This is a genomic window from Chryseobacterium sp. GQ58, assembly GCF_059758895.1.
In genome coordinates, this window is sequence record NZ_JCAXEH010000001.1 from 274,959 (window position 1) to 300,493 (window position 25,535).

The window sequence follows — 25,535 nt, forward strand, 5'->3', positions numbered from 1 at the left end:
CTTATTTAATTTGATAGGATTTTATCCTATCCTTTGTTGAGTCGTCCCTTCGGGACTTTTTCTATTCTATTTTAACCTTTGCTTTTGTTTTCGGCTTTGCTACAGGTTTCTTTTCTAGTGTTGCTTTCTTCTTAACAACGGTTTTTGGTTTGGTGCTTACTTTAGGCTTTACAGTTGAGGAACTTGTTTTCTTTACTGCGACAGGCTTTGGAATTGTTTCCTTTTTCCTGACCGTTGGTGCTGTCGGAACCTTTACCAAATCTTTATGTCCTGATTTTAAAATGCTGTCATTTTCTTTAAAGTAAGGATTCAGAGTTGTTACGATCTGATTCTGATATTTTACAGAAATCATATTGTATTTTTCAGGATCCTGATACACCAAATATTTTTCAACAAAAGTTTTAAAGCCTTTTACTTTAAACTCAATATTATCCAGATCTCCGATTTCTACTTTATAATTTCCTTCACTTGTTAAAAGATTGTAATCGCCATTTCTTTTCGAAATTCCTATAAAATATTTTTTGCTGAAATCATCCTTATCAATTTTTTCTATAAGCTCCGCAAGTTTTTGATATTCATTGGGTTTCACATTTCCTGTCACCAACATACAAGGGTGCGAATAGGTTTTGGAAATTGGGAACTCAGTCCCTTTTTCATCAACATAAAAATCTCTTCCGTCGTTATTAAGCCTGAAAACAGGAACTCTTTGCTTAATGTCCAAATTTAGCTTACCATTTAGATTCAAATAAACATTTGCGCTGTCAACAGCCGGAAGCGCATTGATCTTTTTTTCCAATTCCGGGATATTGAGATTTCCTACTTTTCCGGAAGGATTTTCTTTGTTTACAATCTCTTTAATGTCTTTTTCATCAATAAAATATACCGGAGATTTTTCATTCATTTTTACAGAAATCTTATTATCCGTAATCTCCTGACCGCTGAATTTTTTCAAAGAAAAACTCAACAGGAAACCAAGAATGATCACCGTGACAGCAATTTTTAATATTCTGTATTTATTTTTCATTTAATTTTAAGCTCATTTTTATTCATCCAATCACAAATCGGATCATAAAGCGTATCAATATTTCCTGCGCCAACCGTAAGAAGAATATCAAACTCTTTTTCTTTTATTTTGGTAAAAGCCTCGGATAAATTTGAAACTTCTTTTTTACCTAATTTTATTTTTTCTAATAACCAATCTGAAGTAATTCCTTCAAAATTTTCCTGAAGTTCTCTTGCAGGATAAATATCAAGCAGGATCAATTCATCAGAATTATCTAAGCTTTCTGCAAAACCGTCTGCAAAATCTCTCGTTCGGCTGAACAAATGCGGCTGAAAAACAACCAAAAGCTTTTTTTCCGGATAAAATGTTTTTATTGAACCTACAACAGCATTAATTTCCGTTGGATGATGTGCGTAATCGTCAATATAAATTTTCCCGCTCGGATAAATATGCTTTGTATATCTTCTTTTAATCCCTTTAAAATTGGCAATTGCTTTTTTCAAAATTTCGAAGTCGACTCCTAAATTGTGCAGAATCGCCAATGCAACCGTCGCATTTTCTACATTATGAATTCCCGGAATTTCCCAGATAAAATCTTTTTTCGTTTCTGTTGGCGTATGAAAATCAAAATAGATTTTATCATAATCCATTCTAAGGTTATCTGCGTAGTAATCAGCCGTTTCGTTCACTGCATACGTAAGATGAGGCCTTCCTATTTCAATTCCTTTTCTTACAAATAATTGCTCGTCATTTGGAACTAAAGCAGCAAATTGTCTGAAACCTTCTTCAATCGTATTCTTATCACCATAAATATCCAAATGATCTGCATCTGTGGAAGTAATCACTGCCCAATCCGGAGAAAGATTCAGAAAACTTCTGTCGTATTCATCGGCTTCCACAACAGAATATTCTGTCCCGTTATACAGGAAATTTGACTTAAAATTTTCAGAAATTCCACCTAAAAAGCATGAAAAAGACAAATCTGCTTCTTTACACAAATGTGAAATTAAAGTAGATGTTGTCGTTTTTCCGTGTGTGCCTGCAACGGCGATGCAATCTGTATTTTCGGTAATTAACCCTAATACTTTTGCACGTTTTTTAACTTTAAAGCCATTTTCATTAAAATAATCTAAAATTCCGAGTTTTTTGATCGCCGGAGTGTAAATTATTAATGTATTTTCTTTTTCAAGACTTGTAATATTGTCATTAATGATATCTTCAAAAACAATATCAATTCCTTCGCTCATCAATTGCTGAGTAAGCTTTGTATTGGTTTTATCGTAGCCCAAAACTTTCTTGCCTGAAGCATGGAAATAACGCGCTAAAGCGCTCATTCCGATACCTCCGATTCCGACGAAGTAAAAATTTTGATATGTTTCTAATTTGTTCATTCTTATTTATTGTATTGATGTATTTATGTACAAAGTATTTATGATTTTTTTAATACATTTTACAATTATACTTTTTACAGTTTATTAAATATCTCATCCACAATTTCTTTTGCCGCATTGGGTTTAGCAAAATATAGCAGATTTTTAGACATTTCTTTTCTCACGCTTTCATTTTCGCAGATTTCTGATAATGTATTCCAGAATTTTTCCTGCATTTCAGAATCTTTTACCATTCTGGCTGCGTTTTTTTCAACCAGATTCATCGCATTTTTGGTTTGATGATCTTCTGCTGCAAACGGAAACGGAACCAACAAAACCGGCTTCTGCGCAACAGCCAACTCTGAGATGGCAATCGCACCCGCTCTTGAAACAATGACATCGGCAGCTGAATAAGCCGTTTCCATGTCTTTGATGAATTCTTTTATTTGGATTTGAGATGCTTCGACTTCGCTCAGCATGACATTTTTAGAAATTTCTTTATAATCTAATTTTCCTGTTTGCCAGATTAATTGATATCCTTTTTCTTTTAGTTTTTCTAAATTTTCTTTCCAGGCATTATTTAATGTTCTCGAACCTAAAGATCCTCCAACGGAAAGAATCGTAAGTTTTTCTTTATTGAGTCCAAGCTTTTCTTTTGCTTCCGAAGTTTCCAGCATTCCCGAAATAATCGTTGAACGGATAGGATTTCCTAAAAACTTTATCTTTTCAGCCGGAAAACCTTCAACTTTCGGATATGCCGTAAAAACTGCTTTTGCTTTTTTACTTAAAATTTTATTAGTCACTCCGGCATGTGCATTCTGCTCCTGAATGAAAATCGGAATTCCCAGCTTACTTGCTTCATATAACGCCGGCCCGCTTGCGAAACCGCCTGTTCCAATCGCAAAATCCGGAGCGAATTCTTTAATAATTCTTTTTGATTTAGATAAGCTTTTCAGGATTTTAAAAGGCAAACCTAAATTGGAAAGCAAATTTCCTCTGTTGATTCCGGCGATATCAATTCCTTCAATTTTATAGCCTGCTTGCGGAACTTTTTCCATTTCCATTTTTCCGTTGGCGCCAATGAACAAAAATTCTGCATCAGGAAATCTTTTTTTGATCTCATCTGCAATAGCGATAGCCGGGAAGATGTGACCTCCTGTGCCGCCGCCTGATAATAATATTTTTAATTTTTTGTTCATCTAAATTGACTTTTAATTATGAGATTGCTTCGTCGCTTACGCTCCTCGCAATGACATTATGCTATATCATTTATTTCTGCTACACTTTGTCTTTTGCCCATTCCTTCTTCATCATAGATTTGAATTCTTGAACTTATATTTAAAATAATTCCTAATTGTAGATAGGTGACCAACATCGATGTTCCGCCGTAACTTATCAACGGTAAAGGCTGTCCCGTAACAGGAATTAAGTTTACAGCAACTGCAATATTCACCGAAAGCTGTATAAAAATCATCACCCCGAGACTGAGAACGAGCAACGACCCGAAAAAGGCGGGCATCTTGCTGGCAATCATTACGATACGAATCATCATAATCAAATACATACTGATCAGAAAGACCGCTCCGATCACTCCATATTCTTCAACAATTACGGCAAAAATAAAATCGGATGCAGACTGCGGGAGCATTTGTTTTAAAGCACTTTTTCCAGGTCCCATTCCGGTAATTCCGCCGTGAACGATGGCTGCTTTTGCCTGCATTACCTGATAATTTTTTGCCTTTACGCTTTCATCATCCACATCGGCAGTTTTTGCCTTGCTTGATGTAAATGTCTCGATACGACTCATCCAAGTGTGAACACGGTTTCCGCCGATCATATTGGTATTTAAAGCAATCAATAAGAACAAAACAATCGCGACAACTGATGAAGAAATGAATCCTGCAATGTATTTCCAGTGAAGTTGACCGATAATTAAAACAATCACGGAAACCATTAAAATCATCAATGCGGTAGATCCGTTATCTTTTGCAACCAATACGAAAACCAATAAAATTGGCCCGAAAATGTACATAATGTTTTCAATCGGAAGCCTTTCTCTTGTTATTTTTTTGGTTAAATATCTGCACAGATAAATGATTAACATCAAAAAAGCAAACGAAGACGGCTGAAACGAAATCGGCGTTCCCGGAATTTTCAACCATCTGGAAGCACTGGCTCCATCGATTGTTTGTCCTGTAAACATGGTGATAATCAGCAAAACGATCATTAAAGCAAGTAAAATACTGCTGAGCTTGCCGATGTATTCATATTTTACAGTTCCTGCCAGCCTCATAATTCCTAAGCCCAAGATCACAAAAAACATATGTTTGATAACGTGACCGGTTGTGGTTCCGTTATTTACGATATATTCCAGGTTCGAACTTGCAGAATATACAGGGAAAATAGAGAAAATGGAGATCACAAGAATGACCATCCAAAGTACTTTATCGCCTTTTAGAAATTCGAATCTGCTTTCTGTGTCTTGTTCGTTCATACTTTAATTTGTATTCATATAAAATGTACTTTTACAACCGACATTTTATAACTAATCTTTTAAAACCTGTTCTTTGAACTGGCGGCCTCTGTCTTCATAGCTTTTAAATAAATCAAAACTTGCGCAACATGGAGATAATAAAATCGTGTCTCCTTTTGCAGCCAATGATTTTGAAATTTTTACGGCTTCACTCATACTTGAAGTGTCATATATATATTCTTTCTTATCTTTAAAGAAGTCTATAATCTTCTGATTGTCAATCCCTAAACAAACTATTGCTTTTACTTTTCTTTTGACAAGATTCTCGATTTCTGAGTAATCGTTTCCTTTATCCTGTCCGCCAACAATCCAAACGGTTGGTCTTTTCATGCTTTCTAAAGCGTAATAAGTCGCGTTTACATTCGTGGCTTTGCTGTCGTTGATGTATTTTACGCCATCAATTTCAGTTACAAACTCCAGTCTGTGTTCAACCGCCTGAAAAGTCATTAATGAATTCCTAATACTTTCATTGTTGATTTCCAATATTTTACCGGCAATTGAAGCCGCTAAGCTGTTGGCAACGTTATGATTTCCTAATAATGACAATTCTTCAAGTTTCATAGAAAATTTATCTTTTAGTTTTACAACAAGCTTATCACTGTCAACAAAACCTCCTTCCGATAAGCTTTCTTTTGTCGAAAAAGGAACCATTTTCGCTTTTATTTCTAATTTTTCAAGAATATTTTTGCTCATTTCATCATCTTTATTGTAGATGAAAAAATTATCATTTTCCTGATTTTCAGCTATTCTGAATTTTGCCATTGCATATTCTTCATAGTTGTAATTGTATTGATCCAAATGGTCTTGAGACAAATTCAATAATAAAGAAATATAGGGTCTAAAGTTCTGGATATCATCCAATTGGAAAGAACTTACTTCCAAAACATAATATTCATGGTTTTCGTCGGCAACTTGTTTTGCAAAGCTGTATCCTATGTTTCCCCCCAAACCTACATTCAATCCGTCATTTTTCAGGATATAATAAATCAGGGAAGTTGTCGTTGTTTTTCCGTTGCTTCCTGTGATCGCAATGATTTTGGCGTCCGTAAATTCTGAAGCAAATTCTATTTCGGAAGAAAGCCTGATTCCTTTCGAATGAATTTTGCTGATAATTTCTGCTTTTTTCGGAATTCCGGGGCTTTTTACAATCCAGTCAGCATTTAAAATCTTTTCTACGTCATGTTTTCCTTCTTCAAAATCAATTTCATTTTCGGTCAAAAACTGCTTATAGTTATCTTTAATGGCTCCTTTATCTGAAAGAAATACTTCCAAACCTTTCTTTTTAGCCAAATAAGCAGCTCCGCATCCGCTTTCTCCACCTCCTAAAACAACTATTTTCATATTAGTTTTTTATTTAATGATTGAAAAGATTTAAGATTAATCTTTCAATTTTTAAATTATTTTTCTATCTCATTTTCAATGTGATAAGACATACAATTGCCAGCATTACACCGATGATTATCATTCTGTTGACGATTTTACTTTCGTGAAAACCCTCTTTTTGATAATGATGATGCAAAGGTGACATCTTAAACAATCTATTGTTTTGGGCATATTCCAGCCCATATTTTCTTTTTCTGTATTTGAAAACAACAACCTGAAGCATTACAGATATGTTTTCGATCAAAAAGATTCCGCATAAAACAGGAATCATCAATTCTTTTCTTAAAATAATCGCTAAAACTGCAATTACTCCGCCCAACATCAGACTTCCGGTATCGCCCATGAAAACCTGCGCCGGATAAGTATTGTACCAAAAAAAACCAATCACGGCACCCACCATTGCGACGACAAAAATGGTGGTTTCCCCCATGTTGGGAAGAAACATAATGTTGAGATAATCTGCAAAAATGATGTTCCCTGAAACGTACGTGAAAAATGCCAAAGCAAGCAATATGACTGTACTTGTGCCTGCTGCAAGACCGTCGATTCCGTCAGTAATATTGGCTCCGTTTGAAACGGCTGTTACAATGAAAATTACGATCGGAATGAAAACAATCCAAGCCCATTCATGTGCATCTTTGTCATTCATCCAAAATAAAATTCCACTGTAATCGAATTCATTATTTTTAGCAAAAGGAACGGTAGAAACTGTGATGTTTTCTGTAGGCATAAAATTCTGCTCTACATTGTTTCTGTTCACCACTTTTGCATCAGCATATTTTCTTTTAACTGTAATATCCGGGTGGAAATACATTGTAACTCCGACGATTAACCCCAAACCGACTTGTCCTACAATTTTGAATTTTCCACTAAGACCATCTTTATTTTTCTTAACCTTTTTTAAATAATCATCCACAAAACCAATCGCACCCATCCAAATGACCGAAACAATTAAAAGGACAATATAAATATTCGTAATTCTCGTAAATAACAAAACCGGTATAAGCGTTGCCAAAATAATGATAAGTCCGCCCATTGTAGGAGTTCCTTCTTTTTGCTTTTGTCCGTCTAAACCAAGGTCACGCACCAACTCTCCCATCTGTTTTGCCCTCAAATAATTAATGATTCTTTTCCCGTAAATAAGAGCAATTGTCAAAGAAAAAAGCACTGATATTCCCGCCCGGAAAGAAATGTATTTTAACATTCCAAGTCCCGGGATATGAATTCCTTGACTGGTTAAGTATTCGTATAAGTAGTATAGCATGTTTCTTTAATTTAAAATTTACTTACTCATTAACTTCCAAAGCTCATTAATTACTTCTTTGTCGTCAAAATGATGTTTCACACCATTTATCTCCTGATAATTTTCGTGGCCTTTTCCGGCTACCAAAACAATATCTTTAGGTTCTGCAAACTTTATCGCCATTTTTATGGCTTCTCTTCTGTCCGGAATTGAAGTGTATTTGCTGAAGTTTTGAGGTTCAACGCCTGCTTCAATTTCTTTTATAATCTGTGTAGGATCTTCCGTTCTTGGGTTGTCTGAAGTGATGATCGCCAATGTCGATTTTTTGCTGGCTATATTCCCCATTTCAGGTCTTTTGGCGTGATCTCTGTCGCCGCCACAACCAAAAACGGTGATCAGTCTTTCGTTTTTAGTTCTTATGTCGTTGATGCTGTCCAAAACATTTTCCAGCGCGTCCGGAGTGTGTGCATAATCCACAATGAAGAAAATTCCTCCGTCTGATTTGAAAGTTTCGAATCTTCCGGAAACTCTTTTTAATTTGCTGATTGCCTGGAGAATTTCATCCTGCTCGAAGCCTAACTCAGAAGCAATTCCAAAGACTAAAAGTAAATTGTAAACATTGAATTTTCCCGTCAATGTTGTCCAGAATTCTTTTCCGTTAAAGTTGAGCAACATTCCGTTGAAATCGGCTTCCAACAATCTGCCATGGAAATCTGCCATCGTTTTCAAAGCGTAAGACTTTTTTGTAGCCTTTGTATTTTGAAGCATGACATTTCCGTTTTTATCATCAAAATTGGTGATAGCAACGGCTGTATCCTGAAGTTCATCAAAAAATCTTTTTTTCGTTTTTAAATATTCATCAAAAGTTTTATGATAATCTAAATGATCGTGCGTAAGATTGGTAAATCCTGCAATTTTGAAAGTCAGACCCTCAATTCTGTTTTGAGAAATCCCGTGAGAACTTACTTCCATAAAGGCAAATTCGCACCCTTTTTCAACAGCTTTTGCTAAAGTTTTATTAATGGTGATTACATCCGGCGTTGTATGTGTTGCCGGAATTATTTCGTCTCCAATTCTGATCTCAACCGTAGAAAGTAATGCAGAATCGTAGCCTAAATTTTTGAAAACATCAAAAAGCAGCGTCGAAACAGACGTTTTTCCGTTGGTTCCTGTAACTCCGATCAACTTTAGTTTTTCAGAAGGATTTCCGTAGAAATTTGATGCTAATTGACCTAAAGCCTTGGACGAATTTTTTACCTTGACATAAGTAATATTTTCATCTAAATTTTCAGGAAATTCTTCGCAAACAATTGTTGCTGCGCCCTTTTCAACAGAATATACAATAAATGAATGTCCGTCTACAACCGTTCCTCTCAATGCGATGTAAAGAGATTTTTCGGTAACCTTTCTGCTGTCGAAAACCAATTCGGAGACTTCACGGGTTTCGTCACCGTGAATTTCTAAAACTGGAATTCTGTTTAATAATTCAATTAATTGCATTTCTTTGATGCTTTATATTTTAATTTTGCAGAGACAAATAAATTCTCTGGTTCTTGCTAATCGTTGTGCCTTCAAGCGGGAACTGTTCTCTTATTCTTCCAACCCCTTTATAATCAACACGATAACCCAAATTTTCCAATTGCGGAATGATATTTTTACCGATCAATCCAACTACGCTTGGCATTTGCTTATTTTTAACTGCTATTTTCACATTGGGCTCAACCATTTTATTAAGGTTTACCTTTTTGTCGACAAGCATTTCTTTTTCAATATTTTGTGGCGTTTTTAAGAATGTTTTTCCTGCAATTTCTTTAAAAACGGGCGCTGCAACCGTTGAACCATAAAATCCTATTGATGTATTTGGCTCGCTAATCATTACATAGCATGTATATTTCGGTTTATCGGTCGGGTAAAATCCTGCAAATGAAGCGCGATATTTTCTCGGACCGGGCAGCCAATATTCAAACCTTGCAGTTCCTGTTTTTCCTGCCATTTTTAAATTTGGTGTGAAAATACTTCGTGCTGTTCCTTTTTCTACAGCCTTTGTCAAAGCGCTTGTCATCATCTGAATAGCTTTTTCTGAAGCCATTTTTTTAACGATCACTTCTTCTTTAGCTTCGAAAATAGTCTTTCCGTCTTTCATTATTTTATCAATGAAAAGTGGTTTTACCATTCTTCCTTTGTTGGCAACTCCGTTGTAAAAAGTTGTAAGCTGCAGCAGATTTATATTTGTTGAATATCCGTAAGAGATTGAAGCTAAAGTTGCTGCGTTCCATCTTTTGTTGTCCGGTGTTACAATTTTTGGCTTTGTAATTCCCGGAAGCTCGATCTCCATTTTATCAAATAATTTCCACCTTCTTAAATGATCAAGAAAAATTTGAGGCTTATCTGCATAATATTTTGTAATCAATTTTGCTGTTCCAACATTACTTGATTTTGCCAAAACATCGCTGATTTCGTAAGCTCCGCCGCCGTGATCGTCGGAAATTCTTTGTTTTGCATAAACCCAAACTCCATTTCCTACATTTACGGTTGTGTTTTCATCAATGAAACCATCGTCCATTGCCGCCAATAAAGAGATTGTTTTAAAAGTAGATCCCGGCTCGATATTATCTTTTATCGCATAATTATAAGCATCTTCATAAACTCCGGGCTCAGTTTGTCTTAAGTTTACCAAAGCGCGGACCTTCCCCGTTTCAACTTCCATTACGATAACAGTTCCGTGTTTTGCTTCAAAATGGATAAGCTGTTTTTCTAAAGCGGAATGCGCAATATCCTGAATTCTAAGATCTAAAGTCGTATAAACATCCTGCCCGTCAATGGGCTCTTTTACTTTCCAATAATCAATCGGTTTCCATTGTGAAGAATTGATTCTCTGCTCCAATCTTTTTCCGTCGGTTCCTGTCAAATATTTTGAAAAAGCACCTTCCAGACCGGATTTAAGTCCGTTTTTGTCTATCCCGATTGTTCCGGAACCAATTTCCGAAGTCGCAAGTTCTCTTTTGTAATTTCTGTCTACAATAAAACCTCCTTTATTTTTGCCTTTCTTAAAAATCGGAAACTTTCTTATTCTGTCATATTCATCAAAATCCAGCCCTCTTACCAAAGAATAATATTGGTTTTCCTTTTTTCTTTGCTCATCAAATCTTTTTCTGAATTCAGCTCTCGGTTTTCCAAACATTTTGCTTAAAGAATCTGTAAGCGCACCGATATTATTGGTGTATACCGTATCTTTCATTGTTTTAAAATCAAGAAAGATATCATATCGCATCACCGTGGTTGCCAAAATTGATCCGTCTGAAGCGTATAGATTTCCACGCGCTGCTTTTAAAGTCGCCGTACGGTAATTATTATTAATGTAATCATCCTTTATCTCCTGAACATTCGTATTCTGAAGAACAATAATTCTCCCGATGAAAAGCACAAACACGCACAAAGCCACCACTGCAAAGAGGTAGCCCCATCTTAACGTTTTTTTACGTTTGTTATCGTATTCATTTTGCTTTTGCATCTGTACTATCCAGTTTTATTAAGAGTTTGTGAGGATGGCTTTCTAATGTCATTAAAGAATCTGCGGCAACTTCTTTTCCCAGTTCAGACTCCATTTTTACTTTTATCAGCTTACTTTGAGCGTAGGCGTTTCGTGATTTATATTCTTCTGTTTCTTCTTTTAAAGCGTTTACAATTTCAATTTTTTGGTTGACCAAATGGTTGGAATAAATCATCACCATCATCAAAATAAACAACAGCAAAAAAAACTTGTAATGCGTTTTTATCTCATCACGATTCAGGAAGTTTCCTTTTATAATATCTATAAAAGTGAGCTTTTTCTGAGGACGATATGTTTGTCTTTTTGCCAATGGCTTGTCTTATTTTTTATTTGTCAATTTGCTACGCTTGCGAATTCACTTCGTTTGTCAATGATTAATTTAAATATGTCGAACACCAAATTGACTATTCACAATTCACTTATTCACCTTTATAATTTAATTCCCGTTCTCATTTTAGCACTTCGGGCCCTTGAATTTTCTTCAATTTCCTTATCATCGGGAATGATTGCTTTACTTTTTATAAGCTCAAATGTTTTTTTATAATTTCCGAAAATATCTCTTGCTGGCTCACCTTCAAACATTCCGTTTTTCAGGAATCTTTTTACCAAGCGGTCTTCCAGAGAATGATAAGAAATGACAACCAATCTTCCTCCAGGTTTTAAGACATTATGAGCCTGAACCAGCATTTCCTTTAAAACGTCCAGCTCCTGATTGACCTCAATTCTTATCGCCTGAAAAAGCTGGGCATAAAATTTATTTACTTTATGCGGCGGAAGATAGCTGAACAGTTTTTTCAAGTCTTCCGTCGTATTGATGCTTTTATTTTTTCTGTGATGAACGATATCTCTTGCCAGTTTTCTTGCTTCTCTCAATTCGCCATAATAATAAAAGATGTCTGCCAAAGCCTCTTCATCATATTCATTAATTACCTTTTTAGCATCGAGGCTTTGCATTACATTCATCCTCATATCCAAAGGCGCATTGCTTCTGGTGGAAAAGCCTCTTTCAGCCTCATCAAACTGATGCGATGAAACGCCAAGATCGGCCAAAACACCATCAACCTGAGAAACGCCATACATTAGAAGAGAATTTTCTAAAAACCTGAAGTTTTGATTGATTAAAGTGAATTTCGGATCATCAATTGTATTTTTAAGCGCGTCGAGATCCTGATCAAAGGCATACAACTTTCCTTTTTCAGAAAGCCTTTCCAATATTTCTCGCGAATGACCTCCACCTCCAAATGTGCAGTCCACATATGTTCCGTCTGGATCCGTCACCAAATCATCTACACTTTGTCTTAACAAAACGGGGTTATGATACATGCTTAATTTGTGTTTAGTGTAAGTTATTCTTCATCAAAAGTTCCCATGACCTCTTCCGCAAGACTTGCAAAGTCGGCTTCGTTGGTAGAAATCACTTTCTCATATGCTTCTTTATCCCAGATTTCAAACAATTCTCCTGCGCTTGTAATCACAATATCTTTCTGAAGATCTGCAAAAAGCGTAAGGTCTTTTGAAATCTGGAGTCTTCCGGCATTATCCAATTCTACTGTTTTTACTCCGGCTGTAAACATTCTGATGAAATCGGCATTCTTTTTAATGAATCTGTTCAGTTTATTTATCTTTTCCATCAACTTATCCCAGGCTTTCATAGGATAAACTTCCAGACACGGTTGAAACACGGAGCGTTTTACCACAAAAGTATTCTCCTCAAAGTTCTCCATCTGCTTGATAAGCGAAGACGGCACCTTAAGGCGACCTTTGTCGTCTATTTTGCACTCATATGTTCCAATGAAATTTCTCATTTGGGACAAAATTATACAAAAAATTCCAAAACCTCCCACTTTTTCCCACTTTTTGACTTAATGTTAATAAGTTTTGAACACAATTGAGTATTTAAAGGATAAACATTTGATATAAAAACAGTTAAGCATCTCCTATTCATCGAATAATAAAAAGATTTTTAAAAAAGATTTCCTTAAAATGAATATTATATTATTTTTATTTTAAATTAGAGATATCAAAATAGTTTTGGTGTTTAATTTGTATTTTTGCAAAGCTTTATTAAGGCGACTTTATGATATTTAGTACAAAAAAAGAAAAGAAATATACCTTCATTGAAGCTGGAGAAGGGCACCCGCTGGTGCTTTTGCATGGTTTGATGGGCGGATTGAGTAATTTTGACAAGATGGTGAATTTTTTTTCAGGAAAAGGCTTTAAGGTTTATGTGCCTCAATTGCCTATTTATGATTTGCCGGTACTCAATACCAATCTTACCACGATTGCCAAATATGTTATCAAATTTATTGAGAGCGAAATTTCTCAGCCCGTAACTATTGTAGGAAATTCTATGGGTGGCCATGTCGGACTTATTTTGACATTAGCAAGACCTGATTTAGTGAAAAATCTAGTTTTAACGGGAAGTTCGGGTTTGTACGAAAGAGCATTTGGCGACAGCTTTCCGAGAAAAAACGACCGATCATATATAAGAAAGAAAGCAGAAGAAGTTTTTTATGACCCAGCGGTGGCTACAGAAGATCTTGTAGACGAGGTTTTCAATGTAGTGAATGACAGGATGAAAGGTATAAAAACAGTAATGCTGGCAAGAAGCGCCATCAAACACAATATGCTGAACGACCTTCCGAAAATTTCAAGACCAACGTGTCTGATTTGGGGGAAGCAAGATAATGTAACTCCACCTGAAGTTGCCGAAGACATGCACAAGTTTATTCCAAATTCCGATCTTTTCTGGATTGATAAATGCGGACATGCAGCAATGATGGAAAAACCCGATGAATTCAACGAAATTCTATACAACTGGGTAAAAGATAAAATATAAATAAACGTAAACCATTAAGAAATCTTAATGGTTTATTTCTAAATAAAATCAAGAGAAATGGTTATAAAGACAGCAGAGTTTGTAAAAAGCAGCGGAAAATGGCAGGAATGCCCTGAAGGAACCATCCCTGAATACGCTTTTATCGGACGTTCAAACGTAGGAAAATCTTCGTTAATCAATGGGATGCTGAACAGGAAAGATTTGGCAAAAACTTCAGGAACTCCGGGGAAAACTCAGTTGATCAATCATTTCATCATTAATGAAAGCTGGTATCTTACCGATTTACCCGGATATGGATATGCAAAGGTTTCAAAAGTGATGAGAAGGGATTTTGAGAAATTAATCAACAATTATATATTAAACAGAAATAACCTTGTTAATCTTTTTGTTTTGATAGATTCTCGTCATACTCCTCAGAATATCGATTTGGAATTTATCCAGTGGTGTGGAGAAAGTGGTGTTCCGTTTTCAATAGTTTTCACGAAAGTTGATAAACTAAAACCGAATATTGCCATAAAAAATGTGGAAGATTATAAAGTTGAACTTCACAAAACATGGGAAGATTTGCCGGAAATTTATGTAACATCTGCCGAAAAGAAAACGGGAACTGATGAAATTTTAAGTTTCATTCAAAAAACCAACGAGTTTTTGGCTAATAACAGCGTGACTTTTAATGAATAAGATTATCTGGAAAATAAAAAGTTTTGAAGAAATTACCACTTCTGAACTTTATGAGATTTTAAAAGCAAGAATTGATGTTTTTGTGGTTGAACAGAATTGTCCTTATCCCGATTTGGATGATTATGACCAAAAATCGATCCATATTTGGGCAGAGCAGGACAAAAATGTTTTAGCGTATTGCAGGGTTTTTGATAAAGGAATAAAATATGATGAAACCTCAATTGGCCGGGTTTTAACTTCAGAAAAAGGAAGAGGTAAAAAGCTGGGCAAACAATTGATACAATATGCGATAGAAACCATTGAAAGTCGTTTCAGGACATCAGATATAAGAATTTCGGCGCAAGATTACCTTTTGAGATTTTACTCAGATTTTGGCTTTGAAGATACCGGAAAAAAGTATCTTGAAGATAATATTCCTCACACGGAAATGTTGAGAAAGTAACTAAATACGTCTCAAACTTTATTTAAAAATTCGCTTAAATCCTCATCTTTCCCAAGTCCAATTTTAGATTTGATCTTGGTTTTATAAACTCTTACGCTTCCAACGGCAAAATTTTCGAGCAACGAAACCTCTTTTGCAGATAAATTGAGCTTAAAATAGACGCAAAGCTGAAGTTCCTGCGTAGAAAGAACAGGAAATTGCTCTGAAAGCTTTTCCATAAAAAATTTGTTCTCCAGTGAACTTTCGTTGATAACATCATTATTTTTTTTGTCGATCAGCAAAAGGTTGTTTATTTTAAACTGAAGATCTTTCAGAACTTCTTCAGGATTGATGTTTTTGGATCTTTTTAATTTTTTAAGGTTTTCAAGAAATGTTCTTTCTGTTTCTGTTTTCAGATTTAGATTCAAATGCAGATTCCTGATTTTTTCTTTCTGAAGCTGTACATCTTGCTCCAAAATTTTTCGCTGCCCTTCTAATATTACTTTTTCTTTGTTGATAAGCTCTTCTTTTTTCTTCTTTGCTTTTATGAGATTTAGGGTGACAATCACAAAAATAATTGCTAAAAGTATGACGGAAACAATAAGCAACTGGCTTTTTCTTTTTTGAATTGCATTTTCTCTGTTTACATTTTTTATAATATAGTTGTCTGCAATGTCATAATTTATTTTCATCTCCTTTTGAGAGAGCCTGTCTTTTTCATCATTAAGAGCAATAAGCTTTTTAGCGATTACTTTAAATTTTTCGCTATCTTTTTTATCTGCGTAATATTCTTGGGTAAGTTCATTTAAAATAATCTTATTTTCTAATTTTACCACTTTAGGTTCGATAATATTTAATGTCTCTATTATTTCATCAATTTTGGAATATTCACGAGTTGTGTTATAGAGATCTACCAAGTCTTTTGATGTACGGACAGCCATTTGGTAGTTTTTACTATTTAAAGAAAACTCCATTTTTTTTAAAAACAGCTTTTCTGCCTGCTCAAAATTATTTTTTTCAAGAAAATAGTGAGCAAGCGTTCCCTTCATATAATTTATGAAATTTTTCTCGACAGCATTAAGGTCGTTCTTTTTTTCCAACAAACTAATTCCTTGATAAGTCTCACGAATTGCCTGCTCCAATTTACCTGTTTTATTATAACACATGCCAATATTGTTGTGCATTGAAGCAATGTATAGCAATTCTGTTTTAGGATCGTAAGTCTGTAATGCCTTATTAAAATAGATTAAAGCATCATTATATTTTTCATCATTGTAGAAAAGCCTGCCTTTAAAGTGATAAAGATGGGGTAAAAAGTATTTTTCTTCGGTTTTTTCATCAAATTTTATTGCCTCATCAATACATTTTAAAGACCATTCGGGCGAAGTTTTCTCAAATTGTGAAGCTAAATTAAAATTACAAGAAATAGATAAGTATTCGTATTTGTTATCATTCAGCCTTAGCAGCTCGTACACCATTGGTATTTGCTTGAGTCTTTCGTTTGCAGAAAGAACTATTTCGACATATTTACTGCTTAGTAGAAACTTATTGTCTCCGGTTTTTTTGTATTTCTGTAATTCTCTTTCGTATAGAATTTTTATTTTTTCCGGATTTTCTCGGATCGGAGAAAGTTCTTCATTGATAGAATTAAAGTACTCATTTCCTTCTTCCGAAGAGCTGCAAGAGAGTACAAGAAAACAACAAAGAGAAAAAGTAAAAAACAATTTCATCATTCATGTGTTAATATAAAATTGAATAATCTCAATAATAATTATTTAAAATTATACATTTTTTTTAACAAAACATGTTTTTTTAAAATTAATGCATTTTTAAAAATAGACAGTTGATTATCAGATATTTATTTTTTTTTAATTAACATTTTTATTGTTGTAAAATCTGTTTAGTTAATGATAATTAATGCATGTCTCTATTCAAAATCTTCAATTCGACTATACTTTTGTAATCACAAATAGGAAAAAAAAATTAACTGTCTTAATTTTAAAATTAAGAATTGAAGCAGCTTTATCACATATGAAGTTAGATTTGAAGAACATCCATATAGGCAATCTTATTCAGACGAAAGTAAATAGCGATAAAATCGAAACGACTCGTATATGCAATTTTTTTCACTGTACGGAGCAAGAAGTAAACGAAATGTATGAGCAGCCAAGTTTATCAACAGAGTTATTATTAAAGTGGAGTAAACTTTTGGAATATGACTTTTTCAGGCTTTATTCTCAACATCTGATTTTGTTTTCGCCTCAAAAAGGAATGAATACTAAAGTGGAAAACAATTCAAAAAGTGCGCTTCCGGTCTTTAGAAAAAATCTTTATACCAAAGAAATAATAGCTTTTACTCTTGAGCTTATCAGATCTGGGAAAAAGACAAAAAATCAAATTATAGAAGAATATAATATTCCGAAAACGACACTATATAAGTGGATTGAAAAATATTAATTACAAACCTTAAGATGAAAAATTTTATTGCACTCAGCCTATTATGCTGGATTGTAAACCTATTTGGTCAAACTGGCAATGTTGGAATTGGTACTGTGTTTCCCGCTTCCAAACTAACAGTAAACGGCTCCTTTGCAGCGTCGTATGGAAAAATTACAAGTACTACTTATAATGCCAGCGAAAATGACTTTTACATCTCATGGCTGGGAACTGCAGCAGGCACAATAACACTTCCTAACTCAACAGCAGGAATAAACCGGGCAGGCAGAGTTTATTATATTAAAAACCTATCTCCGGTTTATACTCTTACTATTGATGCAAATGGCACAGAATTGATTGATGACAACCAAACAATAGTTTTAAAACCATCTGAAACAGTTCTTTGCATTAAAACCGATATAAATACCGCAACAGGAACTACTTATGAAAAGGTAGTATTATCTAAAACAGAAGGCGACTATGTGTATGCAGTTTCCTCGTCTACGCCTGAAACCCATACCCAAGGTGTCGCTGTAAAAGGAAATTTTACATCTATAGATTTTAGTTCAAATGGAGGTGTAGACTTTAATTTAGCTACGGATACATGGACATGTCCAAAATCGGGATATTATAGAGTTGAAATTATGGAAACAGGATTTCATACGGCAAACAATGTTTCTGCCCACAGATACATTTCTGTTCTTAAAAACGGAATCCCACAAACAGAGCAGTATTATACGATGACACTTTTGGGTATTTCAGCATCTCAAAGAACCGGCGGATATGATTCTACTTTGCTTGACCTTCAGCAAGGGGATCAAATTACTCAAAGACTTGTACTGTGTCAAGGCTGCGGAACTGCTAGTATGACATCACTTGTAAGAAAAATGATTATTAAAAGACTTTAAAATTAACAAAAAACTACTTATATGAACAAAATTATTAAACCTAATTACAAAAAAATTTACACCGATCTTTTGAAGCTTAATTTTCCTGAAAAGGAAAAAGAATGCCTTAAGCTTTTGAAAAAAAGCGATTTTTCCGAATTGGATGTGATTGATATTGAAAACATTATATTCGGAAAGCAGAACCCTAAAAGTGAGCTAAGCAACAGAAGACATCGATCTTACAATAAAGCTGCAATTTTTAAAATTTTGGATTATCAAAAAGAAAACAACTTGAATAACAGCCAACTTGCAATTCATTTTGGATTGAGCAGAAATACCATTGCAAAATGGAAAAAACTATTCTTTTAATCTAAATGTGAATAAATCCGTTTTTAGCTTTTTCCCTGACCTAAGAATGAAAGCATTGTTTTGGACAAAAATATTTTTAATTCTCTTTTAACAAAATGCAAACAAATTTTATATTATATAAAAAACTATATTTGCAAAACAATCTAAAAACCAACATGTTATACGCGACATAACATCTTTTTTATATTTTTTTTAACTTTAACACAAATACACATGAAAAAAAATTATTCCACGAATAGCATTCTGCTATTTAGTAAGGCTTTGCCTTTAATACTCCTTTTCCTTTTCAGCAATTTTACTGCTCAGACAGGATCTCCGAGCGACTTTGATGGAGATGGCATCAGCAACTATGACGACATTGATGATGATAATGACGGGATATTGGATATCATCGAATGTCCTGATAATGGCTATGCAATAATTCCTGCAAATCAGGCAAATGGAGGTACAAATTGGCCGGGAGGAACAACAAGTACCATTACCCGATATCCCGCAAATTTACCTGCCGGTATAACTGTAGAAAATCAACAGTTTAACAGAAACTATTCTAAACCTGGAGCCGGATTGAATCATTCAGGAAGCTTTACAGGCCCCGATTATAATTTAAGTATAAGAGGTAATGGCCCGGTAACACTCATTTACACATTTAGTAATCCTGTTCGTGTAGATCAGTTATTTATGGCAGTAGGAGATGTGGATCATAATGCAGGAGACACTCCTCAGCCTCGAGTAGATTTTGTTATTAATTCGACGGGAGGAGGAACAGCTACACGTGATGATTTTGATTTTTACAATATAATGGGTGTTGATGAGCCTCATCCATTCCCCGACGGATCCGTAACGAACAGCATACCCGGTAATACATCCATAGCAAACGGATGGCGCTTTACTTTCAATGTATCTTCCTCTGGCAACCAAAATAGAGCGATAATGCTTCGTGGGAAAACACAAAAAACAATCACAAGGTTAGAAATTACATTTTTATTGCATGAGCAAGCATTCTTTCATTTAGGTGCTTTTAAATATCCCACATGTGACCAAGATAATGATGGTATCCCAAATACGTTTGACCTAGACAGCGATGGGGACGGATGCCCGGATGCTGTTGAAGCAGGTGTAGTTGATTATGTGGGTTCGGCCGGAATGCAATCTGGAAGCGTACAAAACGGAAGCAATGGATCTGTAACTTCCACGAAAACAGTTGTAGAGTCCGTGGTTTTCGCACCGTATGGAACGAATGGATTTGCTTCCAAAGTAGAAAATAACGATACTTTTGCGGCTGTATACAAAAATGCTAATGATTATACCTATCCCCAAGCTATAGATTCAAGTACCTCTGTCTGTTGTTCAAACTTTACAGCAGGTACTCTTTCGGGTAATCAGAATATATGCTCCGGAAGTACCACAACATTCTCTTCTACACAAATAGGAGGAACATGGAGTTCATCTAATGCAGCGATTGCTACCGTTAATTCTTCCGGTGTCGTTACAGGAATTGCTGTAGGGACAGCGACTATTACTTATTCTTACGATAAATATAATGGTCCATGTCCAAAAACAGCTACAAGAACCGTGAGCGTAACGGCGGCTCCAAGCGCAGGAACAATTTCAGGAAATCAGAATATATGCTCCGGAAATACGACAACATTCTCTTCCACACAAACAGGTGGAACATGGAGTTCTGCTAATACAGCAATTGCTACCGTTAATTCTACAACAGGTGTTGTTACAGGTGTAGCGGCAGGAACGGCAACCATAACTTACACTGTTGCAGGAACTGGAGGATGCGCAAATGCTACAGCAACAAGAACAGTAACCGTGACTGCTGCTCCAAGCGCAGGAACAATTTCAGGAAATCAGAATATATGCTCCGGAAATACAACAACATTCTCTTCCACACAAACAGGTGGAACATGGAGTTCTGCTAATACAGCAATTGCTACCGTTAATTCTACAACAGGTGTTGTTACAGGTGTAGCGGCAGGAACGGCAACCATAACTTACACCGTTGCAGGAACTGGAGGATGCGCAAATGCTACAGCAACAAGAACAGTAACCGTGACTGCTGCTCCAAGCGCAGGAACAATTTCAGGAAATCAAAATATATGTGTCGGAAATACAACAACATTCTCTTCCACGCAAACAGGAGGAATATGGAGTTCTGCTAATACGGCAATTGCTACCGTTAACTCTACAACAGGTGTTGTTACAGGTGTAGCGGCAGGAACGGCAACGATTACTTACACTGTTACAGGAACTGGAGGATGCGCAAATGCTACGGCTACAAGGACGGTGACAATATCATCTTGTAATGACACAGATGGAGATAATATTATAGACACTATTGATATTGACGACGACAACGATGGCGTCCTAGACACTGTTGAAAAAAACTGTATAGATACTGGGCAGCCATTATATAAAGATTATCGTCCAGGAACTTGGAGCGGCAGTAAAGCAAGTGAAAGCTATGTTGCCTATACGGCTTCAACAGGAACTTATGTAGCAGGATATCAAGATAATGGAACTGAAACATTTACTTTCACTCTTACAGATTTGAATCCTGGCGTAGTAAACACATTGAAATATCGCTATTATTCCTTAAGCCCTCAAAATCCTGATGCAAACAGTGTTACATTGTCAATTAATAATGTGCCATTGCATAATTTCACAACTGTGGCAAATCAATCTAACCCATCTTCTTTATCAATTGATCATGGTTACAAAACAGTATCTTTTACGCCCACAAGTGCTACGGCAACTGTAAAAATAACATGGAGCACACCTGTTAACGGCCAAGCAGGAAGTGACGCACAATTCAGACAATTCCAAGTAAATGGAGAAACAAAAATTGAATGTACAGATATAGATACTGATAATGACGGAATTCCAAATCGTTTAGATACAGACAGCGACAACGACGGATGTTCTGATGCCAAAGAAGCCGGAGTGATCGATTATATCATTGCAAACGGAGGAACTTACAGTCCCGGAACATTAGACAATCCTACTAATTCCTCTTCTTCAGAAGTGACTGTTGGTAACAATACTCCGGCAAATTATGGAACCAACGGTTTCTATACAGCAATAGAATCAAATGATACGCAATCTGCTGCTTATAACGGAACTTACACCTACTCCAATGCCATCAATTCCACAATAACGGCCTGTACACTATCTTGTTACAGACCTGCCATTACTTCAGGAACAGTATTGGATACGCAGGAAGGTATTACTTCTTTGGGAAGAGCAGGTGTGAATAATTCCAACTGGCCAATGGCAAGAAAAGGGGGATGGATCGCCCTGGAAGCAAAAACTAAAGGATTTGTACCAAACAGACTCTCAACAGCTGAAATTAATGCAATCCCAACAGCAAATCTTGTGGAAGGAATGATGCTTTACAATACCACTCTGGATTGTTTGCAGATCAATACAGACGGTACGGCAGCAGGATGGAAATGCTTTAATACACAAGCGTGTCCTTAATCATTCTTAAAATAATTATCCTTAAAAGATACACAATGAAAACAACAGCAATAAAAAAAACAATATATATCCTAACAGTTATCTCAGGCGGAATCATGATTCAGGCTCAGGTCGCTATTGGAAAAAGCACTGTAACCAATCCTTCCGTTTCTCTGGAATTCGGAACTGAAAATAAAGGAATTATCCTTCCCTGGGTTACCGATGCAGGTGCTGTGGCAGGTGCCGTGAACGGAACCATTGCCTACGATCTGTCAGACCACAAAGTAAAGGTAAAGTATGCCTCAGGCTGGAAAGATCTTTCCGTGGACACCACAGGAACTACCGTTGATCCCGTTACCACAACAGACGGAGTCGTGATTCAGAACAATGTAGCGGTAGAAAATACCAATGCGGAAGTAAGAATCGGGACACCAACAACAAATCCCGGAATTTTGGTATTGGAAGACACCAATAAAGCAATGGTGTTACCGAAAGTAGCCAGTCCGCATCTTAACATCATCAATCCCGCTCCCGGGATGATGGTTTATGATACCACCGCTAAACAGCTCGCTGTTTTCAACGGTAATGTATGGAGCTTCTGGAAAGCAACTAATTAATTTTTTTTTAACAACAAAAAACATCTATTTAAATAAAATTACATTTACAAAATAACAAAAATCCAAATAAAATACACAAAATACAGCATTTTAATTTTTATTTTTACTTTAAATAAAAACACATATGAAAAAAAATTATCATTTACACAGCATTCTACTCTTTAGTAAGGTTTTACCTTTGCTACTTACTCTTTTTTTTAACGGTCTTACTGCTCAGACAGTATCCATTGACGATTTCGACGAAGATACCTTTATAAATTTTGTTGGTTTGGATGATGAGATATTAGATATTGATGAAGGGATATTTACACCACCTGCATCCACTCCAAATTATTTTATTGATGATCAATTAGAAGACAAACAAATCTTAGCGTCTTCACTTTGCATTAAGGATAAAAACACCTTTCATTTGTTTTCCCATGGCCGTTCAGGTGAATTATTAATAGAAGGAAAATGGATGAATGCAGAGGAAATTGCAGCATTCCTCAACCAGACCATTAGCTATCAACCAACAACCATTAACCATATAAACATCTTCGGTTGTGAATTCGCCAAAGGTAAAAAAGGAAAAGATGCGGTTAAATATCTTGAAAATAAACTAGGGTTGACTATATCGGCCTCCGATGACATTACCGGTAAAGATGGGAACTGGGAACTGGAAGTCGGTTTTCTTAAAAAATTCGAAGAGTTTGAAGCATACGCCTATGATCTCCAATGTGCAGCGAATAACAATACACAAATCATTGGCCCGAATACTATGAGTTTTAGTGGCTCAACCTATTTGCATACTGCAGGAACTATATCGACGCCTATACCTGATTTTAATTTTACAGTTACACGTATTGGCTCTCAAAATGGAATTTATTGGGGTACTTCGCCAAGGTTGACCGTTTATAGTGAGGGCACTACGGAAAAAGGAGGAGAAATTGTTTTTAACAAGCCACTCAAAAATTTCTATTTGTACATTGGAAACTTGGTAAATCTGTCTTCGACTGATGAACAAGCAAGATTAATAGCTTATGATATTAACGGTAATCCTGTTCGTTATACGACCTATACAATACAAAGTGGATATGGGGGAACTAATGTAAGTAATTCAGGAACCAACAATGCAACAACCCTGATAAATGCTGATGAAGGAGAAACCGCAAGGGTGACCTTTTATTTTGATAATCCCATAAAGAAAGTAAGGTTGACATCATGGAATACCGAATCAGATAAAGATGGTGTTGTGGAAATTGCATTTTACGGAGGTTGTGTCAATAATACTTGCGCAACCAATAATACGGCGCCGACAACAGCAGCTTCAAATTATACGATCCCGTGTGGCTCATCTACATTTAATCTCAATTCTATTGCTGTTTCCGGATGTTCATCAGGTACGCAAGTGCAGTGGCATACTACCGATACCAATATTTATTCAGGAACTCTAGTAAATAACCCGGATGCCGTCTCCCCAGGTACTTATTACGCGGTATGTTATGATCCCGTAAATAATTGTTACTCTGATGCTTCTAGTCTTGTGATTATAAATAGCTTTGATTCTGACGGGGACGGGATTTGCGATAATGTAGATATTGATGATGATAACGATGGTATTGTGGATGCTACAGAAAGCCCGGCTTGTTTTTATACTGCTGCGGAAGCGAATGTCATCTCAAAAATTACTTCGCAATTTACCAGTCCAGATGATGACCAAACTGACGGTGATATTCAGCTGTTACATGATGGAGCAACAACATTAACATTTAATTTTAGTGCAGTTGCAGCAACGGATAATCCTACCAGCAGCAATTTGTTTACCGTTGAATATCCTACATCTATACAATTGGCAACTTTGAGTGTTTCGCAAAGAATCAGCGCAACAGCTAATGCGAATGCAGTTGTGTTAGGCTCAAACGATGGCGTTACATGGTCGACAGCTTTAAGCCCTGCTACCTTAATTACAACGACACCAACAGTGTTTACCATTACAGCCACGCAGCCTTACAAATACTATAAAATACAAACAGGAAGTACTTCCGGAGCATTGGCAATTGCCAATACGATTGGCGAGATTACCTCAACAGTGGCAGCTTCTTATATTCCTTCTGCGCATCAAAAACCAGTAATCTGTTCGGTAGATACAGACGGTGATACAATTCCAAACCATCTGGATTTGGACAGTGATGGTGACGGATGTTCGGATTTGGCAGAGTCAGGGGTGAGTCCTGTAACAGACGTAATAACGCCATCGACAACCAATAATGCAGGAGGAAGCTATGGAATTGCCAGTCCGAACAACAGCCAGCTAAACCCGGCCGCAACTGACACCAATAATGATGGTTTAAATGATAGTGTGGATTCTGATCTCAATGGTATTACAAATTATACTTCTACTTATGCCAATGCAATTGATTCCGCAATAACAGCCTGTACATTATTCTGTTACAAACCTGCCATTACCTCAGGAACAATATTGGATACGCAAAAAGGGATTACCTCTCTGGGAAGAGCAGGTGTGAGCAACTCCAACTGGCCAATGGTAAGAAAAGGGGGATGGATTGCCCTGGAAGCTAAAACAAAAGGGTTTGTGCCAAACAGATTGTCAACTGCTGAAATCAATGCAATTCCTGCAGCCAATCTCGTGGAAGGAATGATGGTTTACAACATTACACTTGACTGTTTACAGATCAATACAGACGGTACAGCAGCAGGATGGAAATGCTTTAATACACAAGCGTGTCCTTAATCATTCT

Annotated in this window: 21 protein-coding genes; 9 read left to right on the forward strand and 12 right to left on the reverse strand. The window is 36.0% G+C overall.

The genetic code is table 11. The features are described from left to right. Positions 1 to 61: 61 nt before the first annotated feature. The 11 genes from AC6CHK_RS01295 to mraZ form a co-directional block, all read right to left on the reverse strand. Positions 62 to 1,024, reverse strand: coding sequence for a cell division protein FtsQ/DivIB (locus AC6CHK_RS01295; RefSeq protein ID WP_498092810.1), 963 nt, complete (start codon positions 1,022 to 1,024; stop codon positions 62 to 64). Then, complete coding sequence (gene murC / locus AC6CHK_RS01300) at positions 1,021 to 2,394, reverse strand: UDP-N-acetylmuramate--L-alanine ligase (RefSeq protein WP_498092811.1); 1,374 nt, start codon at positions 2,392 to 2,394, stop codon at positions 1,021 to 1,023. Before murC ends, AC6CHK_RS01295 begins: the two co-directional genes overlap by 4 nt. A gap of 74 nt (positions 2,395 to 2,468) precedes the next feature. Further along, complete coding sequence (gene murG / locus AC6CHK_RS01305; RefSeq protein WP_498092813.1) at positions 2,469 to 3,572, reverse strand: undecaprenyldiphospho-muramoylpentapeptide beta-N-acetylglucosaminyltransferase; 1,104 nt, start codon at positions 3,570 to 3,572, stop codon at positions 2,469 to 2,471. A 56-nt stretch (positions 3,573 to 3,628) separates the two neighbouring features. Next, positions 3,629 to 4,867, reverse strand: coding sequence for an FtsW/RodA/SpoVE family cell cycle protein (locus AC6CHK_RS01310; protein ID WP_498092814.1), 1,239 nt, complete (start codon positions 4,865 to 4,867; stop codon positions 3,629 to 3,631). A 51-nt stretch (positions 4,868 to 4,918) separates the two neighbouring features. Next, entirely contained in the window at positions 4,919 to 6,247 is a 1,329-nt protein-coding gene (gene murD, locus AC6CHK_RS01315) for a UDP-N-acetylmuramoyl-L-alanine--D-glutamate ligase (RefSeq protein WP_498092816.1), read from the reverse strand. Positions 6,248 to 6,311: 64 nt separating this feature from the next. Further along, positions 6,312 to 7,553, reverse strand: coding sequence for a phospho-N-acetylmuramoyl-pentapeptide-transferase (mraY, locus tag AC6CHK_RS01320; protein WP_498092817.1), 1,242 nt, complete (start codon positions 7,551 to 7,553; stop codon positions 6,312 to 6,314). An 18-nt stretch (positions 7,554 to 7,571) separates the two neighbouring features. After that, positions 7,572 to 9,032, reverse strand: a complete 1,461-nt coding sequence (locus AC6CHK_RS01325) for a UDP-N-acetylmuramoyl-L-alanyl-D-glutamate--2,6-diaminopimelate ligase (protein ID WP_498092819.1) — start codon at positions 9,030 to 9,032, stop codon at positions 7,572 to 7,574. A 19-nt stretch (positions 9,033 to 9,051) separates the two neighbouring features. Next, the gene (locus AC6CHK_RS01330) at positions 9,052 to 11,043 is read right to left on the reverse strand and encodes a penicillin-binding transpeptidase domain-containing protein (RefSeq protein ID WP_498092820.1); all 1,992 of its coding nucleotides are present in this window, start codon (positions 11,041 to 11,043) and stop codon (positions 9,052 to 9,054) included. After that, positions 11,027 to 11,392, reverse strand: coding sequence for an FtsL-like putative cell division protein (locus AC6CHK_RS01335; protein ID WP_498092822.1), 366 nt, complete (start codon positions 11,390 to 11,392; stop codon positions 11,027 to 11,029). Before AC6CHK_RS01335 ends, AC6CHK_RS01330 begins: the two co-directional genes overlap by 17 nt. 119 nt (positions 11,393 to 11,511) lie before the next feature. After that, positions 11,512 to 12,405, reverse strand: coding sequence for a 16S rRNA (cytosine(1402)-N(4))-methyltransferase RsmH (gene rsmH, locus AC6CHK_RS01340; RefSeq protein ID WP_498092824.1), 894 nt, complete (start codon positions 12,403 to 12,405; stop codon positions 11,512 to 11,514). A gap of 23 nt (positions 12,406 to 12,428) precedes the next feature. Further along, positions 12,429 to 12,887 carry a division/cell wall cluster transcriptional repressor MraZ gene (gene mraZ, locus AC6CHK_RS01345; protein ID WP_498092825.1) on the reverse strand — a complete coding sequence of 153 codons (459 nt, stop codon included), beginning with the start codon at positions 12,885 to 12,887 and terminating at the stop codon, positions 12,429 to 12,431. A 272-nt stretch (positions 12,888 to 13,159) separates the two neighbouring features. Here mraZ and AC6CHK_RS01350 point away from each other — a divergent pair, with 272 nt between their 5' ends. Genes AC6CHK_RS01350 through AC6CHK_RS01360 form a run of 3 tightly spaced genes read left to right on the forward strand, consistent with a single transcriptional unit; the run spans position 13,160 to position 15,044 of the window. Continuing rightward, positions 13,160 to 13,921, forward strand: coding sequence for an alpha/beta fold hydrolase (locus AC6CHK_RS01350; protein WP_498092827.1), 762 nt, complete (start codon positions 13,160 to 13,162; stop codon positions 13,919 to 13,921). 57 nt (positions 13,922 to 13,978) lie between these two features. Then, a complete protein-coding gene (gene yihA, locus AC6CHK_RS01355) occupies positions 13,979 to 14,602 on the forward strand; it encodes a ribosome biogenesis GTP-binding protein YihA/YsxC (RefSeq protein WP_498092828.1) in 624 nt (207 codons plus the stop codon). Next, on the forward strand, positions 14,595 to 15,044 hold the full coding sequence (locus tag AC6CHK_RS01360; RefSeq protein ID WP_498092830.1) for a GNAT family N-acetyltransferase: 450 nt from the start codon (positions 14,595 to 14,597) through the stop codon (positions 15,042 to 15,044). Before yihA ends, AC6CHK_RS01360 begins: the two co-directional genes overlap by 8 nt. Before the next feature lie 11 nt (positions 15,045 to 15,055). Here the strand turns inward: AC6CHK_RS01360 and AC6CHK_RS01365 are convergent, their stop codons facing one another. Then, entirely contained in the window at positions 15,056 to 16,756 is a 1,701-nt protein-coding gene (locus AC6CHK_RS01365) for a tetratricopeptide repeat protein (protein WP_498092831.1), read from the reverse strand. A 298-nt stretch (positions 16,757 to 17,054) separates the two neighbouring features. Between AC6CHK_RS01365 and AC6CHK_RS01370 the strand changes: the two genes are divergently transcribed. The 6 genes from AC6CHK_RS01370 to AC6CHK_RS01395 all read left to right on the forward strand — a co-directional run bounded on the left by AC6CHK_RS01370 (position 17,055) and on the right by AC6CHK_RS01395 (position 25,528). After that, the gene (locus AC6CHK_RS01370) at positions 17,055 to 17,480 is read left to right on the forward strand and encodes a transposase (protein WP_498092833.1); all 426 of its coding nucleotides are present in this window, start codon (positions 17,055 to 17,057) and stop codon (positions 17,478 to 17,480) included. Between the two features lie 95 nt (positions 17,481 to 17,575). Then, the gene (locus AC6CHK_RS01375; RefSeq protein ID WP_498092834.1) at positions 17,576 to 18,367 is read left to right on the forward strand and encodes a complement C1q domain-containing protein; all 792 of its coding nucleotides are present in this window, start codon (positions 17,576 to 17,578) and stop codon (positions 18,365 to 18,367) included. Between the two features lie 21 nt (positions 18,368 to 18,388). Next, on the forward strand, positions 18,389 to 18,715 hold the full coding sequence (locus tag AC6CHK_RS01380; RefSeq protein ID WP_498092836.1) for a helix-turn-helix domain-containing protein: 327 nt from the start codon (positions 18,389 to 18,391) through the stop codon (positions 18,713 to 18,715). 213 nt (positions 18,716 to 18,928) lie between these two features. After that, positions 18,929 to 22,201, forward strand: a complete 3,273-nt coding sequence (locus AC6CHK_RS01385) for a beta strand repeat-containing protein (protein ID WP_498092837.1) — start codon at positions 18,929 to 18,931, stop codon at positions 22,199 to 22,201. 35 nt (positions 22,202 to 22,236) lie between these two features. Then, on the forward strand, positions 22,237 to 22,797 hold the full coding sequence (locus AC6CHK_RS01390; protein WP_498092839.1) for a phage tail-like protein: 561 nt from the start codon (positions 22,237 to 22,239) through the stop codon (positions 22,795 to 22,797). 124 nt (positions 22,798 to 22,921) lie between these two features. After that, positions 22,922 to 25,528 carry a DUF4347 domain-containing protein gene (locus tag AC6CHK_RS01395; RefSeq protein ID WP_498092840.1) on the forward strand — a complete coding sequence of 869 codons (2,607 nt, stop codon included), beginning with the start codon at positions 22,922 to 22,924 and terminating at the stop codon, positions 25,526 to 25,528. Positions 25,529 to 25,535: the final 7 nt, after the last annotated feature.

What these genes read in the sequence shown, in the direction of transcription:
- AC6CHK_RS01295 (WP_498092810.1), bottom strand. Translation starts at nt 1,024, where the DNA reads ATGAAAAATAAATACAGAATATTAAAAATTGCTGTCACGGTGATCATT.
- murC (WP_498092811.1), bottom strand. Translation starts at nt 2,394, where the DNA reads ATGAACAAATTAGAAACATATCAAAATTTTTACTTCGTCGGAATCGGA.
- murG (WP_498092813.1), bottom strand. Translation starts at nt 3,572, where the DNA reads ATGAACAAAAAATTAAAAATATTATTATCAGGCGGCGGCACAGGAGGT.
- AC6CHK_RS01310 (WP_498092814.1), bottom strand. Translation starts at nt 4,867, where the DNA reads ATGAACGAACAAGACACAGAAAGCAGATTCGAATTTCTAAAAGGCGAT.
- murD (WP_498092816.1), bottom strand. Translation starts at nt 6,247, where the DNA reads ATGAAAATAGTTGTTTTAGGAGGTGGAGAAAGCGGATGCGGAGCTGCT.
- mraY (WP_498092817.1), bottom strand. Translation starts at nt 7,553, where the DNA reads ATGCTATACTACTTATACGAATACTTAACCAGTCAAGGAATTCATATC.
- AC6CHK_RS01325 (WP_498092819.1), bottom strand. Translation starts at nt 9,032, where the DNA reads ATGCAATTAATTGAATTATTAAACAGAATTCCAGTTTTAGAAATTCAC.
- AC6CHK_RS01330 (WP_498092820.1), bottom strand. Translation starts at nt 11,043, where the DNA reads ATGCAAAAGCAAAATGAATACGATAACAAACGTAAAAAAACGTTAAGA.
- rsmH (WP_498092824.1), bottom strand. Translation starts at nt 12,405, where the DNA reads ATGTATCATAACCCCGTTTTGTTAAGACAAAGTGTAGATGATTTGGTG.
- mraZ (WP_498092825.1), bottom strand. Translation starts at nt 12,887, where the DNA reads ATGAGAAATTTCATTGGAACATATGAGTGCAAAATAGACGACAAAGGT.
- AC6CHK_RS01350 (WP_498092827.1), top strand. Translation starts at nt 13,160, where the DNA reads ATGATATTTAGTACAAAAAAAGAAAAGAAATATACCTTCATTGAAGCT.
- yihA (WP_498092828.1), top strand. Translation starts at nt 13,979, where the DNA reads ATGGTTATAAAGACAGCAGAGTTTGTAAAAAGCAGCGGAAAATGGCAG.
- AC6CHK_RS01360 (WP_498092830.1), top strand. Translation starts at nt 14,595, where the DNA reads ATGAATAAGATTATCTGGAAAATAAAAAGTTTTGAAGAAATTACCACT.
- AC6CHK_RS01365 (WP_498092831.1), bottom strand. Translation starts at nt 16,756, where the DNA reads ATGATGAAATTGTTTTTTACTTTTTCTCTTTGTTGTTTTCTTGTACTC.
- AC6CHK_RS01370 (WP_498092833.1), top strand. Translation starts at nt 17,055, where the DNA reads ATGAAGTTAGATTTGAAGAACATCCATATAGGCAATCTTATTCAGACG.
- AC6CHK_RS01380 (WP_498092836.1), top strand. Translation starts at nt 18,389, where the DNA reads ATGAACAAAATTATTAAACCTAATTACAAAAAAATTTACACCGATCTT.
- AC6CHK_RS01385 (WP_498092837.1), top strand. Translation starts at nt 18,929, where the DNA reads ATGAAAAAAAATTATTCCACGAATAGCATTCTGCTATTTAGTAAGGCT.
- AC6CHK_RS01390 (WP_498092839.1), top strand. Translation starts at nt 22,237, where the DNA reads ATGAAAACAACAGCAATAAAAAAAACAATATATATCCTAACAGTTATC.
- AC6CHK_RS01395 (WP_498092840.1), top strand. Translation starts at nt 22,922, where the DNA reads ATGAAAAAAAATTATCATTTACACAGCATTCTACTCTTTAGTAAGGTT.